Raw genomic sequence first — 23,151 nt, forward strand, 5'->3', positions numbered from 1 at the left:
TTCAAGAGGTGGGTTTCGCATGTGGATCGACCCAGACTATCCATCGCTTATGGATATGCTTTCCGGATGCAAATGCTTCATGCAGGTCTATTCCGTGTTTCGTGTGCCCGCGAAAATGCTGACCGCGCTCCCCCCAAATCATCCAGACCAGCGCTTGCCCTGTATCGTCTAGGTATTTTCGTAGCACGTCCGCACGCATGTAGGCCACATGGCCGCTCAGAGTAGTGCTGCCTTCTCCGAGTTCGCGATACAACGAAGCTGCGCCATGGGCGTCCCGAAGATCCCAGGAGCCTGGGCAGTACCTCAAGCCGAAAGCTTCGCAGATATTTGCGCATGGGAGCACAGCACCATTCGAATTGTTAAGTTCGCTGTGGTAGCTCTCCCAAGCGTACTGGTGAACAGGCAATTGAACACTTACGACTGCTTCGTCATAAGGCGGAGTATCCGCTCGTTCCGGCGCAGCCGCGCTGGTCCCTTTCGACAGGTTGAGCGCATCAGGAGGGCCCCCAAACGGCATCTCCCCTGCATAGGTGTAATAGTGCTGTGGTATTTGCAGGATTGCGTCGTTTCCCGGGTTCGTCATCGCGCCTAACACTTCCATTAAGAGCTCGACGTCGGCCCGTTTCACGAACATGGCGCGAACAAACGTAAACACGTTGCGGTAGTTGTTGTTTGCCGTCCCATCGATGTACCCATCGAGCATCAACCACTCGCCCGTCGTCCCCGCGACGTCCGACAGATGAAGCAGCGAACCATAGTCTGGCGCCGGCCCATCCTGAATCCAGGTCCTCATCTCGTCAGGGCTCGCACTGAACAGGTCAGGGAGTGACGGATCCCACGACAAGACAGGTCCCGGGAATGTTGGGTCAATGCCAGTGTCACTAGGTCGGTCGCTGCTTCTCCATTCGCGGAGCAGATTGTGATCGAGACGCCACCCCCACATCTCAAAATATGCGATCCAACCGTACTTCTTCCCGTATCGGTCAACCTTGCGCTTCTCGCTTCGTGCCCGGCTACTACTTCCCTTGTTCGAATCCACGGCCTCGTATGCCTTGGGCTCGTACCCAAGCTGCAGCATCCGCTCCACAATGTCGCGACGCGTCTTACGGTATTCGACGTGGTCGAAATCGTAGTTGTGACGACCGGGCACGATGCTGCCGATTGTGTAGTTCCCGAAGTCCATGCCAATTGCGGCATCATCCGCCTCTTCAATTTGTTGCTCCGAGAAAGGCGTTGGGCCGCCGAACGGGCACGGGAGATCGGCGAACGGTGCGCTCAAATACTGCAACGCAACGGCGTCGATACACGTCGGCTCAACGCGTCGGGCCAGCGCGATGATTCCAAGGCAGTTTTGGCGCAAAAGCACGTGCCGCGTTGGCGAAGGCGCGGAGGGCAGGAACATGTTCTCCACGAGTGCGCGGGCAACATTCGGCAGTGCTGCGGCCATTGGAGAATCAACGTCAGACCACCCACAGAGAGCCGCGCCGTAGCCTGCGGCGCACATGCGTTCGGGCACATAGGGGTCCGGCGCAGACAGAGACTCGACCATCAGGCCGAAGTACTCGGCGGGCTGCCTGAGCGCGAGCGCATGTAGCGCTCGGGTTGCGACATCGCGCAGGTAGCGATCCGTCGTCGTCAGAATCCACATAACCCAGCGAGCCCGGACGATCTCCCGATGATCGCCTTTTCCCGCTTTCCATCGGGCGCGCAACGACTCCAAATCATCAACGGCCTTCTCGTGCTGTCCGAGAATCCACTCGGACCAAGAGAGGTCTCGACGCGACGCAGGCATCTTACGGAGCAACTCGTCGAGGAAATGTGCATCAAGCGGATGGGCCAGCGCCGCCCTCGTTGACCGCAGCCGCGAAAAAAGCGCCTTTGCAAACCCAATCCTCGCACTTGCCTGCGCCGCAAACTCATTGACCGTCTCACGATTAATGTGCGCTGGGTCCGCGAACGAGCTTAGGTAAAGCGAATATAGGACCAATCGCTGCGGCACTACCTGCCAAAGTTGCCGACGATGCGCCCTCAGAGGAAACAGATCAACCAACGCTCTAAGTGTATCGTGGGCAAGTGTATGCCTCCCCTCTTTGTCGTTTGGGTCGAGTCTCGCGGCGTTAGCTGGATCACCAAGCCATGCCTCAATGTTCTCAGATTCGAGCAGGTGTTCAGCAATCAACTGCCCGGCCATCAAATCGTATACAACCGCAATTCGCTGGCGCCCTTCCTGAGACTCTACACGCATCAAAATGCCTTCCGATTCGAGGCTACGAACCACGCTCACGTCCCAGTCACCTCGCTCTCTCAAACCCGCACGTAGCTCCTTAAAATCGGCATCACGTCCATTGCCGTTCCAGAGCAGTTCGCCGACCAGCACGAGCGCCTCGCGAACATCCTCCCGGTAGATCCGTTTCGAGCCCGGAGACGCATCTGCAATGCGAGTGGCGGCCGCGTCAAAGTACCTGCTGAAAAGCGTGGTTAGTGAGTTCGGAAGCGCTTCAACACCGACTGTGTGCTGTCGCGCTGGATTGGCGACCTCGCAGAAAATGCGTAGCGTTAGCGGATGCTCCAGTTGCTCTAAAGGTAAGTCGGCGTCCGTCGCGTCGATCTTATAGAACGCGAAGTAATCAGCCAGCGCCGTTGGGTTGTTAACGAAGCCTTGTAGCTCGATGCGCTCGATGCCCTCGGGAAGACAATCTCCGACGAATTCCGTACGCAGCGTGACAACCAGCAAGACGTAGGGAAAGCCCTTCAACATGACTTGCGCCGAGGCTAACAGGTCCTTCCAGTTCCTCGGATCTTCACTTTCGTTCAAACCGTCAAAAACAATCGGAATCCGTCGGCCCGCGCGCTGCCCCGCAGCGTCAATTGCTTCCAGCAGTCTCTCAAACGTTGACACCTGGCGCCCGGAAATCTTGAAGCGCTGGGCGAGGTGATCTAGAGTTTGCCCGGTATGAAGCGCGTTGCCGAGAAAGAGGACCCCACCTGGGAACTCGCCGTCTGGGAGCGTCAGCTTGATCGCCAGCTCAGATTTTCCGTATCCCGCTGCAGCCAGAACCGCGACAGACTCCGCTGCGACGGACTTTCGCAGTTCGGCTAGTTGGTGCCGCGCAGAGTGAAGGTCAGCAAGCAAGTTGGCGCCGATGAGTGCGGCCGGCGAGCGAGCATTGCGCAACTTTGCGAGCGTCTTGCGATGGACGTCTGGCGACGACATGTCTGAGGCAAGAAGTTGCCGGATTGCCGGTAAATCGCCCACGGCCAATGCGCCGTGCAGTCCGTCGAGATCGTCCGCAATCGATTTCGCGCTCTGGACCAGCTCTGAAACTCGCGCGAGCAGCGGTGCTGGCAGGCTGTCAACGCAGCTATCAATGGCAAGCGACGCGGCGCGCAGGTCATCCGCCAGCTTCGTGAGAACGTCCCACGCTTCATGTCCGCCAAGGTATCGCCGCAACTGAGTTTCGACGAGTGCGGTCTGATGAACCTCAGGTTGAAATTTCCGCTTTACCGGGGCAACCGCCACGGCATGCTGTTGAGCCAGAACGTCAGGCGTCACGACGAGCTCGCCGAAGTACGATTCCCGCAGGATCGCCGCTGGCCCAACCAGAAGTTCGCCTATATCGTCAGCAGTCAAAAGGCCGAGCTTGAAGTTTGGATACGCAGACTGAAGGCCGTAAAACCATTCTTGGTCCGCTTTCGTCAACGTATGACGCGTCCACAGGATCCAATCAGTTAGAACTGGCAGCGTCGCCTTGCTCTTCTCCAGACCTTCAACGATTTTGTTACGTCTCGTCGCTCCGATATTGGTACCGCTAGCAATGCTGTACCACTTGCACTGCCACCCAAACCATCGCCCGGGATCCCCGAGTGAGCATGGGCTGTGGAGTTTCAAGTGGAATTCCACCCCTGCCTGGTTGGCTAGCTCCCTAAAGTCACCGTACTGTCCGTAGTTTCGGCGAACAAGCGCTCGTGCAAGCTTCTCGAAATTAGTCTCTGCTGCCCCCGGAAGCTGAGAAAAGACTTCCCAATTCACTGCAACCATCTGACTACCTCTCGCCTTAGCGCATCCGATTTTTATTCGCCATCGTGGTGATGCGCGGAAAAAACTTCGACGCGCCCTCCCGCCTCAACGAACAGTTTAATGAACGCAGACACGTCAGCCTCGTCCGTTTTGATCGTTATCTTGTCCTCATCTCGCTCCAGACTGTGGTCGGAAGCGAACTGCTCAATCTCCCCAGGAGCAAGCGAGTAAACGTTAAGCTCCCTGAGTAGCTTTAGCATTTCCCCAGTGAACCGTTGCTCATCAGGCTCGCCATGGGAGACGCTGTACGTCTCATCTTTCTGGGCTTGGGCCGACAGCTTGCCAATAAGAGATTCAACCTGCTCTGCATCCCGCGCATGCTTGAATCGCCCAACCAGCACGAGGTTCATGGAATGTTCCGACCCGTAGCTTGTCCAGACTTTCAATTCATATCTCCTGTCACCGCCCGCAGGCGGTCGATCGCGGCAATGACCCCTTCATCGCCGACCATGATTCCTTCTTTCGCGTACGAGTTTTGCCTTGCGAACCCAGACGCGTCGATGTGTGCATACGACCTTAGACCCTTCTCGTTAGGCAACGGATCACACGTCGGCATCCCCTCGGAGCCTGCTTCACTGATCGCCAAGCGCACCCGGGGACGGGCCGCGTTAATCCACGATTCAAGTTGATGCTTCAAAGACGCATCGATTGCGCTTACCGTTGGAGTCGCCTGCTGGGGAAGCAGCAGTAGCTCGGACGCCGCGACCTCCTCCGCGAGAGCTGCTATAGCGTCCAACTCACCTATCGTGTCCTGATTGACTACAACGTTGATTCCAACGGGCGCGATCTGTAGAGCATCGCGCAGCCTCTGCCGCAGCGCTTCGAACGGACGCCCACGCAGGCGCTCGTATGTGCCACTCACTCCATCGACGCTGATACGGATGAAATGGACATTGCCCGCAAGTCGATCGAGGAGCGGTGGCACGAGCCGCTGGCCGTGGGTCGTGAATGTGACGGCCAGCGCCGTATTTCTGGCTGCCGACTCGCAGATTTGCGCGAAAGCAGGATGAAGCGTCGGTTCTCCTCCACCGAAACCAACACCCAAGCAACCTGCGGCATCCAACTCCGATAGCCACCGTCCAACAACATCGACATCGAGCACTGCCCGGTGTTTCGGCGCATAGCAATACGCACAATGGAGGTCGCAGAGGTTAGTGAGTGCGACGGAAACATGGCGAGGCGCGTTGGACCAGCGTTCACGAGGAATTCGAACTTCGTCAAATAGCGCGTTAAACCCGGTTTTCCGGTCAAAAATATGTAGGCCGTCTGGCCCATTCCGATATTTCACGTTTTTCTTGAATCTTGTAGCTGGACCATCCGTCGAATTGACGAATCTGCCTAGAATTTTTTCTCATTGCCGCAGAATCGCGGCGTCTGTAGCACACGGCACACCGCCCCCACCAGACACAGCAATTTAACGTTAAGCGTACATTTTGGAAAGGTTGCAGCTAATCGCCGCTCGCTTCGTCGAAAAGCGCTTTTTCCGGCAGCAAGTCAGCTATCACCGGTCGACGCCCCTCTAGAACGAATGGCACTTACTTAAGCCTACATGGAGGAGAAGACGCGGGTAAGTGCTTGAAGAGAAAGGGAGGGGGCTGATCCAGGGATTGATACGATGGTTGTTACCAGGCAAACACCGTCTCATTCCAAAGATCAGCCCCCATGGATCGTAATGCACGAAGTCATCACAGGCAAACACGAAGCAGGGTTCAAAGCCGGGCGTGCAGGGCCCAGGCGGTAGACTACTTCAACATACTGACGAGCCCGGGGCTGTTGGGCATAACGGAAGCGTATTTGCCAGAACATCGGGAACGGCTGTATCCGCCGACGGTGACACTGTCGATGTTCATGCGCCAGGCGCTGGAAGAGGACGCCTCCTGTCAGAAGGCAGTCAACGGGTGGGCGGCGCAGCGAGCTGCCGACGGGCTGCGGCCCATGAGTGTGCGTACGGGAGGCTACTGCCGCGCTCGCCAGAGACTGCCGCTGACGATGGTGCGGGAGTTGGCGCGCGAGACGGGGCGCCAACTGCATGAGCAGGCCGAGCCTGCCTGGAAGTGGCGCGGGCGCCCGGTCAAGCTGGTTGACGGCACCGGGATCTCGATGCCCGATACGCCGTCGAACCAGGCCCGTTTCCCGCAGTCCAGTGCTCAGGCCGAAGGAGTGGGCTTTCCATTGGCCTATCTGGTTGCGGTGATCTGTCTGGCAAGCGGCGCAGTACTGGAGTCGGCGGTCGGAACTTACGCGGGCAAAGGCAGCGGGGAGCTGACGGCGTTTCGCATGCTGCAAGGCACGTTTCGCAAAGGTGACGTGATCGTCGCCGATGCCTTGTACTGCCACTACTTTCTGATGGCCTCAATGATCGCCGCCGGGGTGGACGTCGTGATGGAACAGCATGGGGCACGCCGCACCGACTTTCGGCGAGGCCGGTCCCTGGGCACGCGCGATCACATTGTGACGTGGCCCAAACCCCGGCAGCGTCCCGACTGGATGACGCATGAGCAGTACCAGGCCTTCCCCGATGAGCTGATGGTGCGCGAGTCCAGGCTGCATCACCGGGTGCTGGTCACCACGATGCTTGATGCACGCAAGACCAGCAAACAGGACCTCTCGCAGTTGTACGCCAGGCGCTGGGACGTGGAACTGGATCTACGTAACATCAAGACGACGATGGGCATGGATGTGCTGCATTGCCAGACTGCCCACATGAACGAAAAGGAGATCTGGGTCCATCTGCTGGCCTACAACGTGATTCGGCTGCTGATGGCTCAGGCCGCCAGTCACCATGCCACTGACCCGAGAACACTGAGTTTCAAACACACCGGTGCAGTTATGGACTGAATGGCTGGCCAGAGGTCTGACGGCAACTCACAACCAGAGTCTCCTGTTCAACCTGATCACGCAGTCTTGCGTTGGGAGTCGCCCCGGTCGCATCGAACCACGAATGCGCAAACGAAGACCGAAGTCCTACCCATGGCTGAAAGAGCCTCGTCACATCGCACGTGAGCGCGTCCAAAAATATGGGCACGCTCCACGGGCTTAAGTAAGTGCCATTCCTCCTAGTTCTCGCCTGCTTCGATGCAGGCTTTGTTGCGCGTCTCCGAAATTTACTTGACATCTAAACTATCAAAACCTAAATTAATCTCACCGCAGAGTTCATTTTGGGGAACCAGCATGCGCATAGTCTGTATCGGCGGCGGTCCGGCCGGTTTGTACTTCGGTCTGTTGATGAAACAACGCAACCCCGGCCATGAAGTCATGGTAATCGAGCGCAACCGCCCCTACGACACCTTCGGCTGGGGCGTCGTGTTCTCCGACCAGACGCTCGGCAATCTGCGCGCCGCCGACGCCCCGAGCGCCGAGGCGATTCTCGACGCGTTCAATCACTGGGACGACATCGAGATTCACTTTCGCGGCCGCAGCGTGCGCTCATCGGGCCACGGTTTTTGCGGCATCGGTCGCAAACGTCTGCTGAATATCCTGCAAGCGCGCTGCGAAGAACTCGGCGTGAAGCTCGTGTTCGAAACCCAGGTCGTGGACGACAGCGCGTACGACGCGGACCTGATCATCGCGAGCGACGGCCTGAACAGCCTCGTGCGCCAGAAATACGCGGACACCTACCAGCCGGACATCGACGTGCGCGACTGCCGCTTCGTGTGGCTCGGCACGAAGAAGCTGTTCGACGCGTTCACGTTCGCGTTCGAGCAAACCGAATTCGGCTGGTTCCAGGCGCACGCCTACCGCTTCGACGATCAAACCTCGACGTTCATCGTCGAAACACCGGAACGCGTGTGGCGCGCCGCCGGTCTCGACGAAATGAGCAAGGAAGACAGCATCGCGTTCTGCGAGAAGCTGTTCGCGAAGTACCTCGACGGCAACGCGCTGATGTCGAACGCGGCGCATCTGCGCGGCTCGTCGCAATGGATCCGTTTTCCGCGCGTCGTCAACAAGGAATGGGTGCATTGGCGCAGCAACGCGAACGGCACACGAACGCCGATCGTGCTGATGGGCGACGCCGCGCACACCGCGCACTTCTCGATCGGCTCGGGCACCAAGCTCGCGCTCGAAGACGCGATCGAACTCGCGAACAGCATCAGCGCGCACCCGGGTTCGCACCTGGACGATCTGGCCGCCGCATTGAAGCACTACACCGAAGTACGCAGCGTCGACGTGCTGCGCATCCAGAACGCCGCGCGCAATTCGACCGAATGGTTCGAGCACGTCGATCGTTATACGTCGTTCGAGCCGGAACAGTTCGCGTATTCGTTGCTCACGCGCTCGCAGCGCATCTCGCACGAAAACCTGCGCGAGCGCGATGCGCAGTATCTGTCCGGTTTCGAGGACTGGCTCGCGAAGCGCGCGGGTGTCGAGCGCGCAGCTGACAGGCATTCGATTCCGCCGATGTTCACCCCCTTGAAGGTGCGCGGCGTCAAGCTGAAAAATCGCGTGATGGTGTCGCCGATGGCGCAGTACTCGGCGGTAAACGGCGTGGCCGGCGACTATCACCTGATGCATCTCGGCGCGCGCGCGATGGGCGGCGCCGCGCTCGTGATGACCGAGATGACCTGCGTGTCGCCCGAAGCGCGTATCACGCCCGGATGCCCGGGCATGTACGCGCCCGAGCATCTGGTCGCATGGAAACGCATCGTCGATCTGGTCCATCTGCAATCGGATGCGAAGATCGGCATCCAGCTCGGCCACTCGGGGGCGAAAGGTTCGACGCGCGTCGCGTGGGAAGGCATCGATCAGCCGCTCGACGATGGCAACTGGCCACTCGTTTCGGCGTCGCCGCAGCAGTATCTGCGCGGCATCAGCCAGCATTCGCGCGAAGCCACGCATGACGAACTGCGCACCATCGAGCAGCAGTTCGTCGAGGCGACGCGCATGTCGATCGAAGCGGGTTTCGACTGGCTCGAACTGCACTGCGCGCATGGCTATTTCCTGTCGAGCTTCCTGTCGCCGCTCACGAATCACCGTACCGACACATACGGCGGTCCGCTCGAAAACCGTCTGCGTTACCCGCTGCGGGTATTCAGCGCGATCCGCGCGGTGTGGCCGCAAGACAAGCCGATCTCGGTGCGGATTTCGGCGCACGACTGGGTCGAGGGCGGCAACACGCCCGACGACGCCGTGAAGATCGCGCAAGCGTTCAAGGCGGCCGGCGCGGACATGATCGACGTGTCGTCGGGCCAGGTCAGCAAGGAAGAAAAGCCCGTGTTTGGCCGCATGTTCCAGACGCCGTTCGCCGATCGCGTGCGCAACGAAGCCGGCATCGCGACGATCGCGGTCGGCGCGATTTCGGAAGCGGACCACGTGAACAGCATCATCGCGGCGGGTCGCGCCGATCTGTGCGCGATCGCGCGGCCGCATCTCGCGAATCCGTCGTGGACGTTGAACGAAGCGGCAAAGATCGGCTATCTCGACGTCGCGTGGCCGAAACCCTATACCGCCGCGAAAATGCAGCTCGAACGCAACCTCGAACGCGAGCGTGCGCAGGCCATCGCCAACGCCGGCCTCACGGCGCAACAACGCGCGCAACGCGCCGAAGGAACCGTGTGAACACCTCAGACACTCCTCTCGCCGGACAACACGCGGTCGTCACCGGCGGCGGCGGCGGCATCGGCGCGGCCATCGCGCAGGCGCTGCTGCGCGCCGGCGCGCGCGTCACGCTGATGGGCCGCAACGCGCAACGCCTCGACACGCAGCGAGAGCAATGCACGGCGCTCGGCGACGTCGCGTGTATCAGCGTGGACGTCACGCAAGAAGATTCGGTGGCGCGCGCATTCGAGCAGGCGGGCGCCGTCGATATCCTCGTGAACAACGCGGGCCAGGCGCAGGCCGCGCCGTTCACGCAGACCGATATCGCGCTGTGGCAACGCATGCTCGACGTGAATCTGACTGGCGTGTTTCTCGGCACGCGCGCCGTCCTGCCCGGCATGCTCGAGCGCGGCTATGGCCGCATCGTCAACGTCGCGAGCACCGCGGGGCAAATCGGTTATGCGTACGTCGCCGCGTATTGCGCCGCGAAGCACGGCGTGATCGGTCTCACGCGCTCGCTCGCGCTCGAAACCGCGACGCGCGGCATCACGGTCAATGCAGTGTGCCCCGGCTACACCGAAACCGAGCTGCTGCATGCCTCGCTCGAACAGATCACGAGCAAGACCTCGCGCACCGCAGCACAGGCGCGCGAAACGCTGCTGCGCTCGAATCCGCAGCGCCGCTTCGTGAATCCGGAGCAGGTCGCGAACGCGGTGTTGTGGCTGTGCCGCCCCGGCTCGGATGCGATCACGGGGCAATCCATTTCCATTTCGGGTGGAGAAGTGATGTGAGCAAATCAACCCAAGCAAAAAAGTCGGCGGCGGCATCGGATGCGAAGCTGTCGCGCAAAGGCGTGGCTCAACCCGCGGAGAACGTCGTGGACCTCGAAATGAGCACCGGAGCGGACAGCCACATGGGCCTGCGTTTGTGGCTGCGCATGCTGACCACCACCAACCTCGTCCAGGCCGAATTGCGCAAACGTCTGCGCACCGAATTCGACACCACGCTGCCGCGATTCGATCTGATGGCGCAGCTCGAACGACATCCCGATGGCCTGAAGATGACCGAGCTGTCGCGCCGTTTGATGGTGACGGGCGGCAACGTCACTGGCATCACCGATCAGCTCGAAAAAGAAGGGCTCGTCACGCGCGACACCGATCCGAACGACCGCCGCTCGATCAGCGTGTGCCTGACGCCCGCTGGCCGCAAGGCCTTCGACAAAATGGCCGTCGCGCACGAGCAATGGGTCGTCGAACTGTTCGGCGGCCTGAGCCTCGACGAAAAGATGAAGACGCATCAGGACCTCGGCAAGCTCAAGCAGCATCTGCTCGACAGCCTGAGAGGCTGACTTCGCACTGGAGGAATACATGACACGATCCAACGCCGACGCACTGTTGTCCGGCAACCGCCTGACCCTGGCAGGCTACGAGGCGAAGCATGTCGGCTGGTCGGTGAGCGACAAGGTCGCGACGATCACGCTGAACCGTCCCGAGCGCAAGAACCCGCTGACCTTCGAATCGTATGCGGAGCTGCGCAACCTGTTCCGCGATCTCGCATACGCGACCGACGTGAAAGCCGTCGTGCTGCACGGCGCGGGCGAAAACTTCTGCTCGGGCGGCGACGTGCACGACATCATCGCGCCGCTGATCGATCTGCCGATGCCCGAGTTGTTGATGTTCACGCGTATGACCGGCGACCTCGTCAAGGCAATGCGCCATTGCCCGCAGCCGATCGTCGCAGCCGTCGACGGCGTCTGCGCGGGCGCCGGCGCGATCCTCGCGATGGCTTCCGATCTGCGCCTCGGCACCGCGCGCAGCAAGCTCGCGTTCCTGTTTACGCGCGTCGGCCTCGCCGGCTGCGACATGGGCGCGTGCGCGATGCTGCCGCGCATCATCGGCCAGGGACGCGCCGCCGAACTGCTGTTCACCGGCCGCTCGGCAAGCGGCGACGAAGCTCACGCCTGGGGCTTTTACAACCGCCTGTGCGACCCGGCCGCGCTCATCGAAGAAACACAGAAGCTCGCCGCCGATCTCGCGGCCGGCCCGAGCTTCGCGCACGGCATGACGAAGAAGATGCTGCACCAGGAATGGAGTATGAGCATCGACGAAGCGATCGAATCCGAAGCGCAGGCGCAGGCGATCTGCATGGGCACGCGCGATTTCGAGCGCGCGTACAACGCGTTCGCGGCGAAGACGCGTCCGGTGTTCGAAGGAGACTGAGTTGAGCGCTGATCATCAGAACATCCCGATCGATTTGCACAGCCCGCTCGCGTGGCCGTTTTTCGAGCCGCGTCATCGCGAACTCGCGGCAGGCATCGACGCATGGTGCCGCGCGCATCTCACGCATAACGAACATGGCGACACCGATGCGACCTGCCGTGTGCTGGTGCGCGAACTCGGTCACGCCGGCTGGCTGAAATACGGCGTCGGCGGTGTCGCCTATGGCGGCCACGGCGACACGATCGACACGCGCGCCGTATGCCTGCTGCGCGAAACGCTCGCGCGCTATTCGGGCCTCGCCGATTTCGCACTGGCGATGCAAGGCCTCGGCTCGGGCGCGATCTCGCTCGCGGGCACGCATGAGCAGAAATCGCGTTATCTGCCGCGCGTCGCGAGCGGCACGGCGATCGCCGCGTTCGCGCTGTCGGAGCCGCAAGCGGGCTCGGACGTCGCCGCGATGGCGCTCGCGGCTCGCGAAGAGGGTGAGCAATACGTGCTCGACGGCGAAAAGACGTGGATTTCGAACGGCGGCATCGCGGACTTCTACGTGGTGTTCGCGCGCACTGGCGAAGCGCCGGGCGCGCGCGGCATCAGCGCGTTCATCGTGGATGCGCAGACGCCGGGCCTCGACATCGCCGAGCGCATCGACGTAATCGCGCCGCATCCGCTCGCGCGCCTGCGCTTCACGAACGCGCGCGTGCCGAAGAGCCAGATGCTAGGTGCGCCAGGCGAAGGTTTCAAGATCGCCATGCGCACGCTCGATATTTTCCGCACCTCGGTGGCGGCCGCATCGCTTGGCTTTGCCCGTCATGCGATGGCCGAGGGCCTCGCGCGCGCGGCGTCGCGCAAGATGTTCGGCCAGACGCTCGGCGACTTCCAGTTGACCCAGGCGAAGCTCGCGCAGATGGCGTTGACGATCGACAGCAGCGCGCTGCTCGTCTATCGCGCCGCGTGGCTGCGCGACCAGGGCGAAAGCGTCACGCGCGAAGCCGCGATGGCGAAGTGGCACGCGAGCGAAGGCGCGCAGCAGGTGATCGACGCGGCAGTGCAGCTTTACGGCGGCATGGGTGTGCAAAGCGGCAGCGCGGTCGAGATGCTGTACCGCGAGATCCGCGCGCTGCGCATCTACGAAGGCGCGACCGAGGTGCAGCAGCTGATCGTCGGCCGCGATCTGTTGAGGGCGCATGCCGCCGCGAACGGGAATGCGCAATGAGCACTTCGTTCGAGCGGCCCATACGCATCCGCTTTTCGCACTGCGATCCCGCGGGCATCGTGTTCTTTCCGCAGTACCTCGTGATGACCAACGTGCTCGTCGAAGACTGGTTCAACGAGGGCTTGCGCATCGACTACGCGCACATGATCGCGCGGCGCCGCATCGGACTGCCGATCGTCAAGCTCGACTGCGAGTTCTCGCGGCCGAGCCAGATGGGCGAAACGATCCTGCTCACGCTCAAGGTCCGAACCATCGGCCGCAGTTCGATCGGCATCGAGATTCACGGTCATTGCAACGGCGAAACGCGTTTCCGCTCTAAACAGGTGCTCGTGTTCATATCGTTCGACAGCGGCAAATCCATCGATATTCCCGGCGACGTCGCGAGCGCGCTCGCGGCGTACGCTCTATCGGCCCCCTCCATCGAGGCGCATCGCTCATGAAACAGGCTCTCCTTCCCGCCGGCTGGGTCAAACCGCGCGGCTATGCGAACGGCGTCGCTGCGAGCGGCACGCAGGTGTTCATCGCCGGCCAGATCGGCTGGGACGAACAGGCGCAGTTCCAGTCCGATGACTTCGCGCAGCAGTCCGAGCAGGCGCTGAAGAATCTGCTCGCCGTGCTGCGCGAAGCGGGCGGCAAGCCCGAACACCTCGTGCGCCTCACGTGGTACGTGACCGACAAGCGCGAGTATCTCGCATCGCTGAAGGACATCGGCCGCGCGTTTCGCGAGCTGATCGGCGACTACGACATCGCGATGAGCGCGGTGCAGGTCGTCGCGCTGATGGAAGACCGCGCGAAGGTCGAGATCGAAGCCACCGCGGTGATTCCGTACTGAACGTCGTACAGGTACCGAACGCACAGGCAAGCCCTTCACACCGAACGAAGCGCATTTTCCGGCTCAACGCCTCGGGAGACCATGATGGAACCGTCAGCACACGTCGATACTTTCGCGCGCGACAATCTTCCGCCGCAGGATCAATGGCCCGTCTTGCTGCTCGACAATCCGGACGTCGCCTATCCGCCGAGGCTGAACTGCGCGACCGAACTGCTGGAGCGGACCATCGAGGCGGGGCATCGCGACCGGCCGGCGATCTGGTCCGACGTGGACGGCAAGCCGCAAGCCACCACGTACGGCGAACTGCTCGCGCTGGTCAACCGCAGCGCGCATGTGCTCGTCGATGAAATGGGCTTGCGCCCCGGCAACCGCGTGCTGCTGCGCGGACCGAACACATTGCAGATGGCCGTCGCCACACTCGCGGCGCTGAAGGCCGGGCTCGTCGTCGTGCCGACCATGCCGCTGCTGCGCGCGAAGGAGCTCAAGCAGATCATCGAGAAGGCGCAGGTCAGCGCCGCGCTTTGCGACGCGCGCCTGAGCGCGGAACTCGAGCGCTGCACGAATCCGCGGGACGAGTTCTACTGCGCGGTGCTGAAACAGACCCGCCGCTTTCACGACGACTCCGCCGATTCGCTCGACACGCTCGCCGTCAACAAGCCCGAATACTTCACCGCCAGCGACACCGCCGCGGACGACATCTGCCTGATCGCGTTCACGAGCGGCACGACCGGTGCGCCGAAAGGCTGCATGCATTTCCATCGCGACATGATCGCGATGTGCGACCTGTTCCCGCGTCATGTGCTGAAGCCTTGCGCGAACGACATCTTCTGCGGCACACCGCCGCTCGCGTTCACGTTCGGGCTCGGCGGGCTGCTGTGCTTTCCGCTGCGCGTCGGTGCCTCGACGGTGTTGGTCGAAAAGCTGACGCCGCAGACCTTGCTCGAGGTGGTCGAACGATTTCATGCGACCGTGATGTTCACCGCGCCGACGTTCTATCGGCAGATGGCGCCGCTCGTCGCGCAACATGACCTTTCGTCGCTGCAGAAGACCGTGTCGGCCGGCGAGGCGCTGCCCGATTCGACGCGGCGCCAGTGGCGCGAGGCGACCGGCATCGACATGATCGACGGTATCGGCGGCACCGAGCTGATCCACATCTTCGTTTCGTCGCAAGGCGCGGAGATCCGGCCGAACGCGATCGGCCGCGCGGTGCCGGGCTACGTCGTGCAAGCCGTCGACGACGACATGCAACCCGTGCCGCCCGGCACGATCGGCAAACTCGCGGTGCGCGGCCCCACCGGCTGCCGCTATCTGGCCGACGAACGGCAGTCGCGCTTCGTGCGCGACGGCTGGAACCTGCCGGGCGATTCGGTCTATCTCGACGCGGACGGCTACGTGTTCTACCAGGCGCGCGCCGACGACATGATCGTGTCGGCCGGCTACAACATCTCCGGTCCTGAGGTGGAAAGCGTGCTGATGCAGCACGAGGCGGTGGCCGAATGCGGCGTGATCGGCGTGCCCGACGAAACGCGTGGGCAAATCGTGCGAGCCTTCGTCGTGGTGAACCCGGGCTACGCCGCCGACGATAAACTGGTCGCGCAGCTGCAGGATTTCGTTAAGAATAACGTCGCGCCGTATAAATATCCCCGCGTCATCACGTTCGTCGGCGCGCTGCCGCGCACCGAAACCGGCAAGCTCAAACGTTTCGAGTTGCGCATGATGACGTAACCCCTATCTTTCGTGAGACTGGAGGCAGACTGCATGGCCGGCTCTTTCATCGAAGTCGTCGCCCACGATGGCGGCCGTTTCAACGCATACGTCGCGCGGCCCGCGCAGGGCTCGGGCCCAGGGCTCGTGCTGCTGCAGGAAATCTTCGGCGTCAACGACACGATGAAAGCGAGCGCCGATCGCTACGCCGAAGAAGGCTACGTCGTGCTCGTGCCCGATCTGTTCTGGCGCATCAAGCCGAGCATTGCGCTTGGCTACGGCGACGCCGACATGAAAGAGGCGCTCGGCTATCTGGGGCAGTTCGACGCCGATGTCGCGGTCAAGGACATCGCCGCCACCGTCGCCGCGTTACGCGAACTGCCCGAGCAGGCCGGCAAGGTGGGCGTGGTCGGCTACTGCCTCGGCGGCAAGCTCGCGTTTCTGAGCGCGGCGCGCACCGACGTCGATTGCGCGGTCAGCTATTACGGCGTGGGCCTCGAAGCGCATCTCGACGAAGTATCGGCAATCAACTGCCCGATGGTGTTCCACTTCCCTGAAAACGACGCGCACTGCCCACCCGAAACGCGCGAGCGCATCAGCGCCGCGCTGCGCACGCGAGCGCAAATCGAGCAATACGTGTACCCCGGCTGCGATCACGCGTTCGCCGCGCCGCAGCGCAAACAGTACGACAAGCCCGCCGCGATGATGGCGTACTCGCGCACGCTCGCGCTGCTGCGCAAGGTGCTCGGTCCGGTCTACGATCTGAACGCGCTGTGGGAAGCGCACTGCTATCACGAGTTCGCGACACGCGACGTCGACGCGGTGATGCCGACGATGGTCGCCGAGCCCTACGTCAATCACGTGCCGACGATGACAGGCGGCGTCGGGCATGACAATCTGAAGCGCTTTTACACGCATCACTTCGTCAACTCGAATCCGCCCGACACGAAGCTGATTCCGATTTCGCGCACGATCGGTTCGGATCGCGTCGTCGATGAATTCATTTTCAGCTGCACGCATAGCTGCGAAATCGACTGGCTGCTGCCGGGCGTCGCGCCGACCGGCAAGTACTTCGAGGTGCCGATGCTCGCCGTGGTGTGCTTCCGCGGCGACAAGCTTTATAACGAGCATATCTATTGGGATCAGGCTTCGGTGCTCGTGCAGGTGGGGCTGCTCGATCCGGAGGGCTTGCCGGTGGCGGGGATTGAAAGTGCGAGGAAGTTGCTCGATGAGACGTTGCCGTCGAATGGGTTGATGGGGGGTAAGTCGAAGGTTTAAAGAAGTGGTGCTGCCGTCGCTGTGCATCATCCGAATGACTCGCGCCGGCAGCGCGTATTAATCGCGGCATGCAAGACCGAAAAACTCATCATCCAATCGACGAAAATCTGGCGATCATGCGGTCATAGAATGACGGCGGCAGCTTTATAAACGACGCGTCGCCGCCGCCGCGGGAAAATGAAACGCCTTCGTCGTCCACCCAAATCAATTCAGGAACCGGTGTGCTGAAGGTTCTGCGCACTAGCAGTTTGCCTGACGCGGCGTCGTAGACCTGACCGAGATAAGCCGGGTCGTTGCCGCCTCTCCATTGGAGCAGGCATCGCTCTGCAGTGTAGCGGCCGTTTTTTGACGTGCTTTTGATGCATTCGCTCGCATTCCTGTGATCGGTGTGCGTCGCGACAAGAAGCACGGCAAACGCGACTGTGAGCACTACAGCGCCCCATCCGATCGATCGCCCCGGTTTCATAAATACACCTTGATCGGTGGGTCGATTCGAACAAGCTTTCGATCCGAATAGATCACGAAGTCACCTCCTCGCTGGTGTTTTATTGCCCACTCTCTAAAGTCCTTATTGTGAACCGGGTAGTACACGTTGCCCCTGACTTTCGGGGTTCCCCAGTGCAACGGGATAGGAAAAATACGGCTTCGCGCAGCGCCGCCGCCCAGGATTTCGTAGTTGGACGCTAAATGTGCGGGTGCTAGACTCGAAAACCCATCGTCGGTGATCGACCGAATCCGCGTAAAGGGGCGTCCGCATGACCCATTCCCTCCACGGCAAGCAACGCTGGCTCGCGCTAATCGTGCTCTGCCTCGGCGTACTGATGATCGTGCTCGACACGACCATCGTCAACGTCGCGCTGCCGTCCATCGCAGCCGATCTCGGCTTTAGCGAAACTTCGCTCGTGTGGGTCGTCAACGCCTACATGCTGACGTTCGGCGGCTGCCTGCTGCTCGGCGGAAGGCTTGGCGATCTGTACGGACACCGCAAGCTGTTTCTCAGCGGCATTACGCTCTTCACGCTCGCTTCGCTCGCCTGCGGCCTCGCGAATTCGCAGGTGCTGCTGGTCGCCGCGCGCGCCGTGCAGGGCCTGGGCGGTGCGATCGTCTCGGCGGTATCGTTGTCGCTGATCATGAATCTGTTCACCGAAGCCGGCGAACGCGCGAAGGCGATGGGCGTGTATGGCTTTGTCTGCGCGGGCGGCGGCAGCATCGGCGTGCTGCTCGGCGGACTGCTCACCAACCTGCTGAGCTGGCACTGGATCTTCCTGGTCAATCTGCCGATCGGCATTGCGGTGTACGCGCTGTGCCTCGCGCTACTGCCCGCTGCGCGCGGCCACGCGCACGGCGAACGGCTCGACGTGGCCGGGGCGCTCAGCGTGACCGCATCGCTGATGCTGGCAGTCTATGCGATCGTCAACGGCAACGAAGCGGGCTGGACTTCGGCGCAAACGCTCGGCCTGCTGTTCGTCGGGCTCGCGCTGCTTGCCGTGTTCCTCGCAATCGAGGCGAGAATCGAACACCCGTTGATGCCGCTCGCTCTGCTGCGTTTGCGCAATGTCGCGACCGCGAACCTGGTCGGCGTGTTGTGGGCGGCGGCGATGTTCGCATGGTTCTTTATTTCGGCGCTGTATCTGCAGCGCGTGCTCGGCTATCGGCCATTGCAGGTGGGGCTCGCGTTTCTGCCCGCGAACCTGATCATGGGACTCTTTTCGCTGGGATTGTCGGCGCGCGTGGTGATGCGCTTCGGGCTGCGTCGTCCGCTCGCGGCCGGCCTGCTGATCGCGGCATGCGGGCTTGCGCTGTTCGCGCGTGCGCCCGTCGACGGCAGCTTCGTACCCGACGTGTTGCCCGGCATGTTGCTGCTCGGCTTTGGCGCGGGCATCGCGTTCAATCCGCTGCTGCTCGCCGCGATGAGCGACGTCGATCCCGCCGATTCGGGCCTCGCGTCGGGCATCGTCAATACATCGTTCATGATGGGCGGGGCGCTCGGGCTTGCGGTGCTCGCGAGTCTTGCCGCCGCGCGTAGCGAGGCGATGCAGGCGTCGTCGAGTGCGGCGGCTGCGCTGAACAGCGGGTATCACGTCGCGTTTCTGTTTGGGGCGGTTTTTGCGGCGGCGGCCGGCGTGCTGGGTGGGCTGTTGCTGAGGCCGGGGCAGGCGGGTGGCGCCGCGGGCGTGCATGGTGAGGCGGCGGAATCGTCTCGGCCCTCCGCCGCGGCTGCAAAACCGCAAGCGCGATCAAATGCGTGAGTTCGCCGCTGACTATGCTGGCTTCATGCTGACATGAGAGCCGAGATGAACCCGGTTGGAAAAGCGCTCTGGTATATCGAAAGCCACTTCGCCGGCGAGTTAACGCTCGACGGCATCGCCCGCTGTGGCTGCGTATCGCGCTTTCACCTCGCGCGCGCGTTCGAAGCGGCCACCGGGATGCCGGTGATGCGCTACATTCGCGCACGGCGTTTGAGCGAGGCCGCACGACGTCTGGCCGATGGTGCGCCCGACATCCTCGCGGTCGCTCTCGACGCCGGCTACGGCTCTCACGAAGCATTCACGCGCGCGTTTCGCGAACAGTTCGGGCTCACGCCCGACGCGCTGCGCGCGCGGGGTCATCTCGACAACCTGACCATCGTGGAGCCGATCAAAATGGACGAAACCCTTCTCACCCATCTGGACCCGCCGCGCTTCGAAGACGCGCGAGCGTTTCTCGTCGCTGGACTGAGCGAGCGCTATACGTGCGACAGCAGCAAGGCGATCCCATCCCAATGGCAGCGCTTTGGCGCCTGGTACGGCAGGGTGCCGGGACAGGTCGGCAAGGTGGCTTATGGCGTTGGCTATAACGCCGATGAACTGGGTAACTTCGACTACATGTGCGGCGTCGAAGTCAGCGATTTTTCCGCATTACCGCCAGAGTTGAGTCGTGTGCGCATCGCCGCGCAACGGTATGCGGTGTTCGCTCATCGCGAGCACATCTCAGGCATTCGTCGCACGATGAATACGATCTGGAATCAGTGGTTGCCCGCGTCAGGGCACGTGCCTGCCGATGCACCGCATTTCGAACGGTATGGCGAGCAGTTCGACCCAGTGACGGGGATGGGTGGAGTCGAAGTCTGGTTGCCGCTGAAAAGTTGATGGTCGATTCGGCGGATGGCCGTTGCGGATGGCCGTTGCGGATGGCCGTTGTGACCGGCCGTCCGCCTGATCGTTCACGGAGTGGCATGTCTGCTGTCATGCAATGCATGCGCGTCGTCGTATTCCCGCGAAATGTCCTTATTCGTGTAATCGCCCAATCGCATGGCGGCGGCCACGCTAATCACAGCGCATGCGAAGACATACCACGCCACCGCAAATCCCGAATGGAAGTAAGCATAAAGCGCCGTCGCAATCAACGGTGCCGGACCGCCAGCGATGACGGAAGCCAACTGATAGCCCATCGACGCACCGCTGTAGCGCAAGCGGCCCGTGAACGATTCGGCGATCAACGCGGCTTGGGGACCATACATCATCGCATGCGGCACCAGCGAAAGAACGATGGCCGCGAAGATCCATATCGGGTTATGGGTTCCAACCATGAAAAAGTACAGGAAGCCGAATAGCCCGACAGCAGCGGCACCGAACACATACATGCGTCGACGTCCGATCAGATCAGACACGTGACCAAACAGCGGAATCGTGAAGAATTCCAGCACCGAAGCGGCCAGCACTGCCGTGAGCAACAGATCGCGTGTGACGCCCAGACTCATCACACCATAGGTGAATATAAAGGCCGTGAAAATATAGAACGGCGCCTGTTCCGCCATACGCGCAAGAGCCGACAGAAGAATGTCTTTCGGCTGCCGGCGCAATACTTCACGCATCGGCGCCTTTTCGATCCTGCGCTCAGCGAGCAGCTTCGCGAAGATAGGCGTCTCGAGGATACTCAAGCGGATATAAAGGCCGATCGCGACCAGCACGATACTGAGGAAAAACGGCACCCGCCAGCCCCAGGTGAGAAATGCGCTGCCGGAGATCTGACTGATGGCAAGCACCACCAGATTCGCGACGAACAATCCCGCCGGTACGCCGAACTGCGGCCAGGACGCGATGAAACCGCGATGCTTGTTGGTACGTGCCCACTCCATCGACATCAACACCGAACCGCCCCACTCGCCTCCAACGCCCACACCTTGAATGAAGCGCAGCGCCGTGAGCAGGATTGCCCCCCAGATACCGATCGTCGCATAGGTTGGAACAAAGCCCACGGCGAACGTCGCGAGTCCCATCAGCAACAGCGTCACGATTAACGTGGCTTTACGTCCGATGCGATCGCCATAGTGGCCGAAAATCGCCGCGCCCACCGGCCGCGCGATAAAGCCGACAGCGTAAATCAGAAAAGCTTGCAGTGTGCCGACGAGCGGGTCCGATTCAGGAAAGAACAGTTTCGCGAATACAAGACCCGTGACAATGCTGTACAGGAAGAAGTCATACCATTCGATTGTGGTACCAATCGTGCTGGCGATGACAGCACGGCGCAACTGGCGCCGAGCCTCCTCATCCGAGAGGGGCACCGCCCCTGATTGCGTGGCAGCCATTTGATATCTCCCCAAAATGGACGGGTGACATCTTTTTTTGACATTTGAGGTATTGCGTGGTTCCAGCGAGGACGCGAGGTACCTGCAGCGAAAACAGAAACATTTCGAAATTGCATTTTTTGCCGAATTAGCAATCCGGCAACCCTCGCTCAATGCAATTGATACCGATGCCGAAATCGAATTGGACTTCGAACGAACCGCGGCTTCGGACATGAGCTTTTGCGAAGAATGGGGAGCGACTTGCTCCGCGCTAGCAGGCATCTCACATGCTCATCACACCCATCCCAATCAGACCAACGGAATGTAGATATCCGTCTGCCACTGATCCAGCGGCGTCTCAGGATAGACGCTCAGGTAGTGGAAAAACAGCGGATGATCCCGCAACTCTTCCCCACTCGAAGGCAACCAGTCGCGATAGACCGGGTACATCGTCTCGCCGATGTGGTCGGTCAATCCCGTGTGCCGAACCACCGCACACCGACCACCGGGCATCACGAGTTCGCGCACGCCATAGAGATTCGGCGCGACCGGCTCGTCGATCTCTCCGCAGATATCGAAACGGAATTCATCCTCTGGCACGGTGTCTGGATTGCCGTGCGGGATGCCGAAGGTTCGGCTCGACGCCACCGGTGATTGTCCGCTTTGAATACGCCAATCGATGAACTTGCGCGCACTCTCGTTGACGAGTCCGAGCGAACCACAATGTTCGAGCGCGGCATCGAGAACCGGGCACGACGCCTGCGACGCGAGGCGGCGGCCCGCGCGACGCAAGCGCATCAACTGCACGTAGCGTGCGACGGGCACGTAGGCAGCGGCGGCGTCTGTGTGAGCTAACATGGTCTGGATCGTGCGAGTTTCGATATGGTCGCCGAGGTTGGACACATCTTACCTAGCGGGACTTGCTCGATCTTCAATTGGCTCGCTGCCGAGCCTGGAGAATTTACGTAAACTTATCTTCGTTCACCCGCGCTTCCTGAGATTGTCCGCCGATGCCCTCTTCGATCAGCAATTCGCTCCTGTGGATCTTCGACGCGTTCGAACGCGATCCGACGTATATGCGTCGGCGGATGTTTGGTAGCGACGCTGCGTATATCGATGGGCTATTGTGCCTGGTTGCCGTCGATCGCGATAAGCCGTGGAATGGGCTGCTCGTCTGTACGTCGCGGGAACGCCATGCTGCTCTGATTACCGATATGCCTGCGTTGCAGCCTCACCCGGTGCTTGGGAAATGGCTTTACGTGCCGCAGGAGGATCCTGCGTTTGAAGACACTGTCGAGCAGTTGACGGCACTCGTGCTGGAGCGGGACCCGCGAGTGGGTGTCGAGCCTAAGCCGAAAAAGCGACGCGGTAAGTCGGTGTTGCCGGAGGGTTGAAGCGCGGCAGTGCCGATTCGTCTCTCTTCCTGTCCGAACGCGCGCTCATGCCGGGCAATCATCCAATCAGCCGCGAATCGCACCACCCCGTCATACTCTCGCCGGCGAACCCGGCAGGGATGTAGAAGGGCATTCGATTGAAGTGGAGTTGCCGCGCTTTCATTGGTGACTACGCGAATTGCGGTCGGGCTTAAGGACCGGAAATAAGATTCGGCTTTGGCACACGCAAATCGATTCAATCACTTATTCAATGGTCACGCAGTCTGCCGTCATCGCGAACGGTACGGCTTTCGTAGGAACCACATCGAACGAAGAATTGATGGCCGCCTATGTCCCTCCGTCTGCCTGGCAG

Annotated in this window: 19 protein-coding genes and 1 pseudogene; 13 read left to right on the forward strand and 7 right to left on the reverse strand. The window is 61.2% G+C overall.

From position 1 onward, the window contains the following. Position 1 precedes the first annotated feature (1 nt). The 3 genes from OKW39_RS34980 to OKW39_RS34990 form a co-directional block, all read right to left on the reverse strand. Complete coding sequence (locus tag OKW39_RS34980) at positions 2-3,700, reverse strand: hypothetical protein (RefSeq protein ID WP_429564722.1); 3,699 nt, start codon at positions 3,698-3,700, stop codon at positions 2-4. Positions 3,701-4,071: 371 nt separating this feature from the next. Beyond that, on the reverse strand, positions 4,072-4,428 hold the full coding sequence (locus OKW39_RS34985; RefSeq protein ID WP_429564723.1) for a DUF6375 family protein: 357 nt from the start codon (positions 4,426-4,428) through the stop codon (positions 4,072-4,074). 32 nt (positions 4,429-4,460) lie between these two features. After that, positions 4,461-5,366 carry a radical SAM protein gene (locus OKW39_RS34990; protein ID WP_429564724.1) on the reverse strand — a complete coding sequence of 302 codons (906 nt, stop codon included), beginning with the start codon at positions 5,364-5,366 and terminating at the stop codon, positions 4,461-4,463. 374 nt (positions 5,367-5,740) lie between these two features. Here OKW39_RS34990 and OKW39_RS34995 point away from each other — a divergent pair. The 10 genes and pseudogenes from OKW39_RS34995 to OKW39_RS35040 all read left to right on the forward strand — a co-directional run bounded on the left by OKW39_RS34995 (position 5,741) and on the right by OKW39_RS35040 (position 16,859). Next, positions 5,741-7,118: pseudogene (locus tag OKW39_RS34995) on the forward strand (IS4 family transposase). Between the two features lie 131 nt (positions 7,119-7,249). Further along, entirely contained in the window at positions 7,250-9,634 is a 2,385-nt protein-coding gene (locus OKW39_RS35000; protein WP_429364637.1) for a bifunctional salicylyl-CoA 5-hydroxylase/oxidoreductase, read from the forward strand. Continuing rightward, on the forward strand, positions 9,631-10,404 hold the full coding sequence (locus OKW39_RS35005; RefSeq protein ID WP_429364638.1) for an SDR family NAD(P)-dependent oxidoreductase: 774 nt from the start codon (positions 9,631-9,633) through the stop codon (positions 10,402-10,404). The genes OKW39_RS35000 and OKW39_RS35005 overlap by 4 nt, the downstream gene beginning before the upstream one ends. Then, entirely contained in the window at positions 10,401-10,961 is a 561-nt protein-coding gene (locus tag OKW39_RS35010; RefSeq protein ID WP_184030378.1) for a MarR family winged helix-turn-helix transcriptional regulator, read from the forward strand. The genes OKW39_RS35005 and OKW39_RS35010 overlap by 4 nt, the downstream gene beginning before the upstream one ends. A gap of 19 nt (positions 10,962-10,980) precedes the next feature. Continuing rightward, complete coding sequence (locus tag OKW39_RS35015) at positions 10,981-11,832, forward strand: enoyl-CoA hydratase family protein (protein WP_429364640.1); 852 nt, start codon at positions 10,981-10,983, stop codon at positions 11,830-11,832. A 1-nt stretch (position 11,833) separates the two neighbouring features. After that, complete coding sequence (locus tag OKW39_RS35020) at positions 11,834-13,045, forward strand: acyl-CoA dehydrogenase family protein (protein ID WP_429364642.1); 1,212 nt, start codon at positions 11,834-11,836, stop codon at positions 13,043-13,045. Next, complete coding sequence (locus OKW39_RS35025; RefSeq protein ID WP_429333242.1) at positions 13,042-13,485, forward strand: acyl-CoA thioesterase; 444 nt, start codon at positions 13,042-13,044, stop codon at positions 13,483-13,485. The genes OKW39_RS35020 and OKW39_RS35025 overlap by 4 nt, the downstream gene beginning before the upstream one ends. Beyond that, positions 13,482-13,877, forward strand: a complete 396-nt coding sequence (locus OKW39_RS35030) for a RidA family protein (protein ID WP_090807891.1) — start codon at positions 13,482-13,484, stop codon at positions 13,875-13,877. The genes OKW39_RS35025 and OKW39_RS35030 overlap by 4 nt, the downstream gene beginning before the upstream one ends. An 84-nt stretch (positions 13,878-13,961) precedes the next feature. Next, complete coding sequence (locus OKW39_RS35035; protein ID WP_429565478.1) at positions 13,962-15,602, forward strand: AMP-binding protein; 1,641 nt, start codon at positions 13,962-13,964, stop codon at positions 15,600-15,602. A 33-nt stretch (positions 15,603-15,635) separates the two neighbouring features. After that, positions 15,636-16,859 (forward strand): dienelactone hydrolase family protein, encoded by a 1,224-nt coding sequence (locus tag OKW39_RS35040; RefSeq protein ID WP_187611598.1) that lies wholly within the window; start codon positions 15,636-15,638, stop codon positions 16,857-16,859. 88 nt (positions 16,860-16,947) lie between these two features. On the opposite strand, the gene OKW39_RS35045 is transcribed toward OKW39_RS35040, so the two are convergent. Then, the gene (locus tag OKW39_RS35045) at positions 16,948-17,325 is read right to left on the reverse strand and encodes a hypothetical protein (protein ID WP_429333241.1); all 378 of its coding nucleotides are present in this window, start codon (positions 17,323-17,325) and stop codon (positions 16,948-16,950) included. Continuing rightward, a complete protein-coding gene (locus tag OKW39_RS35050; protein WP_429333240.1) occupies positions 17,322-17,450 on the reverse strand; it encodes a DUF6402 family protein in 129 nt (42 codons plus the stop codon). The genes OKW39_RS35045 and OKW39_RS35050 overlap by 4 nt, the downstream gene beginning before the upstream one ends. A gap of 164 nt (positions 17,451-17,614) precedes the next feature. Between OKW39_RS35050 and OKW39_RS35055 the strand changes: the two genes are divergently transcribed. Both OKW39_RS35055 and OKW39_RS35060 read left to right on the forward strand, forming a co-directional pair. Then, positions 17,615-19,108, forward strand: a complete 1,494-nt coding sequence (locus OKW39_RS35055) for a DHA2 family efflux MFS transporter permease subunit (protein ID WP_429564725.1) — start codon at positions 17,615-17,617, stop codon at positions 19,106-19,108. Between the two features lie 45 nt (positions 19,109-19,153). Beyond that, positions 19,154-19,987, forward strand: coding sequence for an AraC family transcriptional regulator (locus tag OKW39_RS35060; RefSeq protein ID WP_429564726.1), 834 nt, complete (start codon positions 19,154-19,156; stop codon positions 19,985-19,987). 74 nt (positions 19,988-20,061) lie between these two features. On the opposite strand, the gene OKW39_RS35065 is transcribed toward OKW39_RS35060, so the two are convergent. Together OKW39_RS35065 and OKW39_RS35070 are read right to left on the reverse strand one after the other, a co-directional pair. Then, positions 20,062-21,426, reverse strand: a complete 1,365-nt coding sequence (locus tag OKW39_RS35065) for an MFS transporter (protein WP_429564727.1) — start codon at positions 21,424-21,426, stop codon at positions 20,062-20,064. A gap of 288 nt (positions 21,427-21,714) precedes the next feature. After that, positions 21,715-22,263 (reverse strand): AraC family transcriptional regulator, encoded by a 549-nt coding sequence (locus OKW39_RS35070; RefSeq protein WP_429564728.1) that lies wholly within the window; start codon positions 22,261-22,263, stop codon positions 21,715-21,717. 152 nt (positions 22,264-22,415) lie between these two features. On the opposite strand from OKW39_RS35070, the gene OKW39_RS35075 reads away from it, so the two are divergent. Next, positions 22,416-22,799, forward strand: a complete 384-nt coding sequence (locus OKW39_RS35075) for a hypothetical protein (RefSeq protein ID WP_090807904.1) — start codon at positions 22,416-22,418, stop codon at positions 22,797-22,799. Positions 22,800-23,151 lie beyond the last annotated feature (352 nt).

The organism is Paraburkholderia sp. MM6662-R1 (assembly GCF_050436245.1).
Taxonomy (GTDB): domain Bacteria; phylum Pseudomonadota; class Gammaproteobacteria; order Burkholderiales; family Burkholderiaceae; genus Paraburkholderia; species Paraburkholderia tuberum.

Coding starts and splice junctions, on each gene's coding strand:
- OKW39_RS35060 (WP_429564726.1), top strand. CDS start 19,154: ATGAACCCGGTTGGAAAAGCGCTCTGGTATATCGAAAGCCACTTCGCC.
- OKW39_RS35055 (WP_429564725.1), top strand. CDS start 17,615: ATGACCCATTCCCTCCACGGCAAGCAACGCTGGCTCGCGCTAATCGTG.
- OKW39_RS35030 (WP_090807891.1), top strand. CDS start 13,482: ATGAAACAGGCTCTCCTTCCCGCCGGCTGGGTCAAACCGCGCGGCTAT.
- OKW39_RS35065 (WP_429564727.1), bottom strand. CDS start 21,426: ATGGCTGCCACGCAATCAGGGGCGGTGCCCCTCTCGGATGAGGAGGCT.
- OKW39_RS35025 (WP_429333242.1), top strand. CDS start 13,042: ATGAGCACTTCGTTCGAGCGGCCCATACGCATCCGCTTTTCGCACTGC.
- OKW39_RS34985 (WP_429564723.1), bottom strand. CDS start 4,428: ATGAACCTCGTGCTGGTTGGGCGATTCAAGCATGCGCGGGATGCAGAG.
- OKW39_RS35070 (WP_429564728.1), bottom strand. CDS start 22,263: ATGTTAGCTCACACAGACGCCGCCGCTGCCTACGTGCCCGTCGCACGC.
- OKW39_RS35015 (WP_429364640.1), top strand. CDS start 10,981: ATGACACGATCCAACGCCGACGCACTGTTGTCCGGCAACCGCCTGACC.
- OKW39_RS35045 (WP_429333241.1), bottom strand. CDS start 17,325: ATGAAACCGGGGCGATCGATCGGATGGGGCGCTGTAGTGCTCACAGTC.
- OKW39_RS35035 (WP_429565478.1), top strand. CDS start 13,962: ATGGAACCGTCAGCACACGTCGATACTTTCGCGCGCGACAATCTTCCG.
- OKW39_RS35000 (WP_429364637.1), top strand. CDS start 7,250: ATGCGCATAGTCTGTATCGGCGGCGGTCCGGCCGGTTTGTACTTCGGT.
- OKW39_RS35075 (WP_090807904.1), top strand. CDS start 22,416: ATGCCCTCTTCGATCAGCAATTCGCTCCTGTGGATCTTCGACGCGTTC.
- OKW39_RS35040 (WP_187611598.1), top strand. CDS start 15,636: ATGGCCGGCTCTTTCATCGAAGTCGTCGCCCACGATGGCGGCCGTTTC.